The organism is Streptococcus equinus ATCC 9812 (assembly GCF_000187265.1).
GTDB classification, from domain to species: Bacteria; Bacillota; Bacilli; order Lactobacillales; family Streptococcaceae; genus Streptococcus; species Streptococcus equinus.
In genome coordinates, this window is the sequence record NZ_GL698429.1 from 729,251 (window position 1) to 736,275 (window position 7,025).

5 protein-coding genes are annotated in these 7,025 nt (G+C 35.1%); all 5 read right to left on the reverse strand.

Annotated elements, in window-relative coordinates:
* Positions 1–32: 32 nt before the first annotated feature.
* The 5 genes from HMPREF0819_RS03490 to HMPREF0819_RS03510 all read right to left on the reverse strand — a co-directional run bounded on the left by HMPREF0819_RS03490 (position 33) and on the right by HMPREF0819_RS03510 (position 6,801).
* Positions 33–842: a transporter substrate-binding domain-containing protein gene (locus HMPREF0819_RS03490; RefSeq protein WP_004232356.1), complete on the reverse strand. Its 810-nt coding sequence runs from the start codon at positions 840–842 to the stop codon at positions 33–35.
* Positions 843–851: 9 nt separating this feature from the next.
* The gene (locus tag HMPREF0819_RS03495; protein ID WP_282644824.1) at positions 852–1,670 is read right to left on the reverse strand and encodes an ABC transporter substrate-binding protein; all 819 of its coding nucleotides are present in this window, start codon (positions 1,668–1,670) and stop codon (positions 852–854) included.
* Between the two features lie 152 nt (positions 1,671–1,822).
* Complete coding sequence (glgP, locus tag HMPREF0819_RS03500) at positions 1,823–4,087, reverse strand: glycogen/starch/alpha-glucan family phosphorylase (protein WP_004232358.1); 2,265 nt, start codon at positions 4,085–4,087, stop codon at positions 1,823–1,825.
* 21 nt (positions 4,088–4,108) lie between these two features.
* The gene (gene malQ, locus HMPREF0819_RS03505) at positions 4,109–5,611 is read right to left on the reverse strand and encodes a 4-alpha-glucanotransferase (protein ID WP_004232359.1); all 1,503 of its coding nucleotides are present in this window, start codon (positions 5,609–5,611) and stop codon (positions 4,109–4,111) included.
* 164 nt (positions 5,612–5,775) lie between these two features.
* Positions 5,776–6,801: a LacI family DNA-binding transcriptional regulator gene (locus HMPREF0819_RS03510; RefSeq protein ID WP_004232362.1), complete on the reverse strand. Its 1,026-nt coding sequence runs from the start codon at positions 6,799–6,801 to the stop codon at positions 5,776–5,778.
* Positions 6,802–7,025 lie beyond the last annotated feature (224 nt).

Below are 7,025 nucleotides of genomic sequence, written 5' to 3' on the forward strand. Positions count from 1 at the left end.
AAACTGAGAGTAAAAACCTCTTAGTTTCCAAACTATTCTTCTGAGCTTACTTTGTTCTGCGTATAAGTCGACGCTTTTTCTATCCAAGCATCAAACTGACCTGTTTTCTTAGCGTTTTTAATGACTTTATTTACAGAAGCAATCAGTTTTTTATCAGTACCTTTAGCAAAAGCAACCGCATAGGCGTCAGTAGCAGTTGATTTCAAATTCAGATTTGCAATTGTCAAATCATCATTTTGTGAAATATACCCTTCAGCAATTGCTTTTTCTAAGACAACAGCCTGAAGTTGATTGTTTTTCAGCTCATTAATCATTTCACCGTTTGATGTTAAGGATACAAGACTTGAATCAGGTAATTGATCTTTGGCGATATTTTCCTGAATTGACCCTTTTTGAGCGCCAATTGATTTACCAGACAAACTATCAAGGGTTGAATAAGCAGCTAAGTCTGTCTTTTTAACAATCACAACATTTTCAGCTTCATAATATGACTTTGAAAAGTCATAAGCTTTCTTACGCTCATCTGTCACTGAGATTCCTGCAATAGCAATATCAGCTTTGCCAGATGTCACAGAAGCCAAGACATTATTAAATGACATCACTGAAAAATCTGCCTTAACTCCTAGTTCTTTCGCGATAGCTTTACCAAGTTCAATATCCGCACCAACTAAGGTATCTTTACCATTAATCAACGTTTTAAACTCAAATGGAGCAAATTCAGATTCTGTGGCAATAACGATTTTACCTTTGTCTTGAATACTTTTTTGATTTGTTCCAGATGAACAAGCTGTCATCGTTCCAAGTGTTACTAATAGAAATAAAGCACCTAAAATCTTTTTCATATTCTCTCCCTAGTTGTTTGAATCACTTGTTGACAGAGCATAAGCATCTTGAACAAACTGGTCAATCTTACCTGAATCTTTTAAATCATTGATAACTTTATTGACTTTTTTAGTCAATTTGTCGTCATCTTTAGGAAGGGCAACAGCATAAGCATCTGCGTCATCATTTTTCAAAGTAATATTTGAGATTGTTAAATCGTCATTATTAGCAACGTAGCCTTCAGCAATTGGTTTTTCAAGAACAACAGCTTGGATTTGACCATTTTTCAATTCATTAATCATCTCACCATTTTGTGTCAAAGCGACAACTTTTGCCCCTTTTAATTGTTCAGAAGCAACTGTTTCTTGGATTGTCCCCTTTTGTGTTCCAACAGACAAACCATCTAGAGACGTTGTTTTTGTATATTTATCAAGATCTGTTTTCTTAATCAAGACAACATTTTCTGATTCATAGTATGGTTCTGAAAAATTATAAGCTTTTTTACGTTCTGGAGTTGCTGAAATCCCTGAAATAGCAATGTCAGCTTTTCCTGATTGAAGACTCGCTAAAACATTATTAAATGACATTGAAGAAAATTTTACCTTAACACCAAGTTCTTCACCAATCGCTTCAGCAATCTTAACATCTGCACCTACAATAGTGTCTTTACCGTCAACTAATGTTTTAAATTCAAACGGAGCAAATTCTGGATTAAGTGCTACCACCATTGTTCCTTTATCTTTAATATCTGAGACAGACGTGTCTTTTTTATCGTTTGAGCCACAAGCTGTCAACAAGCATGTAGAAGCAACAAGAACCAACCCACCAAACACTTTACTCAATTTCATAGTCATTTTCTCTTTTCTTTTTTTGATATGTATATATTCTATTTTATATTTATACATTTGTCAATAGAATTTTTATAAAAATTCAATATTTTTTGCATAAAAAAGCAAAGCTGCTATAAAACAACTTTGCTTATTCATTTTAAACGTTATGTTTATTTACTGTGCCAGATTTCGTTATTGTATTGTTCAATTGTACGGTCAGATGAGAAGAATCCTGCTTTGGCAATATTTTTGATAACTTTTGTCATCCAAGATTTTTGATCTTCATAATCCGCTAGCATTTTTTCTTTAACAGCGATATATTCTTTAAGGTCAATCAAAGTCATGAACCAATCTTTGTTAATCAATTCATCGTAAAGACGTTCTAAACGTTCTGCATTACCATGTTTCACCAATTCATCGCTAACGATAAAGTCTACTGCTTCTTTAATAACTGGATCATTTTCGTAGTAGTCATTTGCTACATAACCTTGTGTCGCATAAAGATTAATGATTGTATCAGAATCTTTACCAAATGTATAAATATTATCCATACCAGCAAGTTCAGCAATTTCAACATTGGCACCGTCCATTGTACCAAGCGTCAAAGCACCGTTAAGCATGAATTTCATGTTACCAGTACCTGAAGCTTCCTTAGAAGCAAGTGAAATTTGCTCTGAAATATCTGTCGCAGGAATCAAATGTTCGGCTACTGTAACATTGTAGTTTTCAACCAAGTGAACATTCAAATATTTATTAACTTCAGGATCGTTGTTAATCAACTCTGACAAGCAAAGAATCAAGTGAATAACATCTTGTGCGATGATGTATGCTGGCGCTGCTTTACCACCGAAGATAACTGTAATCTTACGTTCTGGTAGGTTACCGCGTTTGATTTCAAGATATTTATGAATCACATAAAGTGCATTCATTTGTTGACGTTTATACTCGTGAAATCGTTTGATTTGTGTATCGATGATTGAGTTTTCATCAAGGTCAATACCTTTATTATCTTTAAGATAACGTTTAAGAGCTAATTTATTATTATGTTTGATTTCAGCAAGTTTTGCATGAACTTCTTCATCATCAGCAAAAGCAAGCAATTTTTCAAGTTTAGTTGCGTCAGTGAGGTACTCGTCGCCAATTAATTCTTTAAGGTAATCCGCTAAATCTTGGTTAGCAAATTCAAGCCAACGACGGAATGTGATACCATTTGTTTTGTTATTGAATTTTTCTGGATAAATATCATAGAATGGTTTCAATTCACTATTTTTAAGAATTTCAGTGTGGAGCGCTGCAACCCCATTGATAGATGTTGAGAAGTGAATATCCATGTGTGCCATGTGAACGCGACCTGATTCGTCGATAATTTGGACAGCAGGGTCAGAATATTTATCCGCAACCAATTTAGCAAGTTTTTCAATGATTGTTACTAAGTGTGGCACAACTTCGTCAAGGTAATCAAGTGGCCATTTTTCAAGTGCTTCTGCCAAAATTGTGTGGTTAGTGTAACCAACCATATTTTTCACGATTGAGACTGCTTCTTCAAAATCAATGCCGTGTTTTTCAGTCAAAAGACGGATAAGTTCCGGAATAACCATTGATGGGTGGGTATCATTTATTTGCACGTAAGCGTAGTCAGCCAAATCATGCAAGTTTGAACCTCGTTCAAGTGCTTCATCAATCAACAATTGTGCAGCATTTGAAACCATGAAATATTGTTGGTAAATACGGAGCAACTCACCGTTACGGTCTGAATCATCTGGGTAAAGGAAGAGTGTCAAATTTTTCTTGATTTCAGTCTTATCAAATGAAATACCATCGTGAATCAAACCGTAATCAAGACCATCGATATCAAACAAGTTTAAATAGTTCTTAGTATCACGTTTGTAACCAAGAACATCAATGCGGTCAAGGCGAGATTTAAGTGTGAAGTTTTTGAATGGTACATCGTAACTAATATCAGTTGGAACAAGCCATGAATCTTTTTCAATCCAGTAATTAGCTTCTGCTTCTTGTTGGTTGTCAACAAAGACTTGTTTGAAAAGTCCGCAGTGATAGTTAAGACCAACACCTTCACCGTTGATTCCAAGAGTTGACATTGAATCGATGAAACATGATGCCAAACGTCCAAGACCACCATTACCAAGTGATGGTTCAAGTTCAACATCCTCAACCTCAGCGATTGATTTACCAGCTGCAGCTAATTCAGCTTTAACATCTTTGTAAATACCAAGGTTAATCAAGTTGTTTGACAAAAGTTTACCAATAAGAAACTCAGCTGAAATGTAGTAAACTTTGCGTTTTGCAGTGTTTTTTGGTTTTTGTGCAGCTAATTCTTTGACGTAGTGTAAAAGAGCTACATAGATATCTTCATTGCTCAATTCAGCAAGCGTTTGACCTTTTGAAGTTACGTAATCTGTAAATTTAGTTGTCATTATAATATTCCTTTTCCTTTTTTATTTGAATGTATTTTTGCGGCAATAAAGAGCTGTAATGTCTTTCAAGAAAGCTTTACGCTCATCAGTCAAATCCTCCTTAAGCATACGCCATTGCCAGTTTCCACCAACGGTATTTGGAATGTTCATACGAGAATCAGCTGGTTTATCCAAAATATCTTGCATAGTCGCAATTGCAACATCACTAACAGTCGCAAACAAAGTACGAAGCATAGTTTGTGTGATTGGTTCACCATCCTGACGATGTGTATAAGCATTAACAAATGCTTTTTGTTCATCAGTCAAGTTTTCATACCAACCGTTAACCACTTCATTATCGTGTGTACCATTGTATGCAACACTGTTTTTGTTGCAGTTATGCGGCGCATCAATACTCTTGCCTTCAATGTCATAGAAACCGAACTCAAGAATCTTCATGCCTGGGAATGCTGTATCTTGTAAGAGTTTTTCAGCATTAGCATCGATGTAACCAAGGTTTTCAGCAATGATTGGAAGATCTCCAAGTTCTTCTTTTACAACATCAAACAATGCTAGTCCTGGACCGGGTTGCCAGCTACCATCATTTGCAGTTTCGTAATCACCACGAATTTCCCAATAATCTGAGAAACCTTTGAAGTGGTCGATTCGAAGTAGGTCGTACAATTTAATACCTTCTTTAATACGGTAAACCCACCAAGCGTAATTTGTTTTCTTATGATTTTCCCAATCGTAAATTGGATTTCCCCAAAGTTGACCGTCATCGCTGAATGAATCAGCAGGAACACCTGCAATACAAAGTGGATTCTTTTCAGCATCAACTTTGAAAAGTTCTGGCATTGTCCAAACTTCAACACTATCAGCAGAAACATAAATTGGCATGTCACCAATAATCTTGATACCTTTTTCATTGGCGTAGGCTTTTAGAGCGGCCCATTGTTGATAGAAGAAATATTGAGTGACTTTGTGATATGTAATAACATCTTTTAATTTCTCACGATAAGCATCAAGTGCTGCCTCTTCACGTCGAACAACTGCTTTATCATCCCACTCTTGCAAAGCTTTATTGCCAAAGAATTCCTTAATCGCCATAAATTCAGCGTAGTCTTTTACCCAAGTTGCTTCTTTTTCAAAATCAGCTAGCGCTTTTTGATTATCATCATTTTGCATAAATGCTGCAACTGCTTTCTCTAAAATCGGACGACGTGCTTCAAAGATACGAGCGTAGTCAACTTTTTCTAAGTCATCTCCAAAGTTAACTGTTTCATAGTCTTCTTTTGCTAAATAGCCTCGTTTACAAAGTAATTCTAAGTCAATTAGGTGTGTATTACCAGCAGTTGCTGAAAATGATTGATAAGGTGAATCACCATAACTTGTCGTTGTCAATGGCAGAATTTGCCAGTAAGTTTGATCAGTTTCAACCAAGAAATCAACGAAGTTATATGCTTCTTGACCAAATGTTCCCACCCCTTGTTTGCCAGGTAATGATGTGATATGCATCAATACACCACTTGCACGTTTTTCCATATGTTTTCTCCTTTATCAGCTATCTTTACACTGCAAATTATAACGCAAGCGTTTGCGTAAGTCAATCGTTTTTTTGCAAAAAATATAAAAAATACCTCAACTACTTTAAAAATTAGCAGTTAAGGTATTCTTTTTTTCTATAAGATGTCGTGAAAAAACGTATATTAATTTTTTTCGGTTAACTGACGAACACTTTCGCGTTCTTTTAGCGTGAATGGAACAATAATTTTTTCGGTAATAGCTTTTTCTGGTGATTTGATTAGCTCAACCAATTGTCTGAAGCTTGTTCGACCAAGATTTGCAACATTAATATCAAAAGTTGTCATATAAGGATGAATCAAAGCTGAGTAAGCTGAATCATTGAAAGTGATAATCGAAATATCATCGGGTACTTTTAATTCATAATATGATAAAAACTGAGATAATCGCACTGAAATTGTATCAGCAATAACAATCAAAGCCGTAGCCTTGCTTGATTTAATCTGCTCAATCAAATTTTCCATTACAACTGGATCTCTACGATCGAATAATAAGGCTTTTTCACTTTGAAGTCCTAATTTTTCCATACCACGAAGATATCCAAAGTAGCGTTCCGATGACACTTCTGATTTCAAATCATCGGTAATAAATAAAATGTCGCGATGACCTTTTTGGTAAAGGTACTCAACAGCTTTTTTCCCCATCAACTGGTTGTCATTATCTATATAAGTAATATCATTTTCAAAACCTTCAGGAGCACCAACGATAACAAATGGCACTTCATTATCCATCAAATATTTGCGAACAGGGTCTTCTGGATCTGAATATAAGATAATAAAACCATCAACACGTTTCTGACGGTACATCAATTTAACCTGTTCTTCCAATTCTTCAACAGTCATACCCGTTGCAATTGAAACAGTGAAGTCATTTACTTTAGCTTCGCTGGTTATTGTTGAAAGAATTTGCATAAAGAACGGTTCATTCAAACGATCTGGGGTAATCAATGGTGGAAAAATTAATCCAACATTATAAGTTAAACCACTTGCAAGCATTTGTGCAGCAACATTTGGGACATAGCCAAGTTCTGCCATCGCTTTCCTAACTTTTTCTTTTGTTTTCTGAGAAATGGATCTATTATCCTTCAAAACACGGCTAACCGTTGAAGGATTCACACCAGCTTTAGCCGCTACATCTTTAATTGTAACCATCTAAGTCTCCTTTGCACCTTTCATTTTATAATAGATTTACTGTACTGACAAGGTTTTCGAGGTAAATTATCCTTTTTTTATCACCTATTATACATAAATGATTGATTTCTGCAATTGTTTGCCTTTTTTCTCAAATTTTTAAATTTAAAATAGTTCTTAATAGTAAAAATCGACGTTTTTATATCAGATTTATGTTTTTTATATCAGTTTTTTTATTTCAAGGT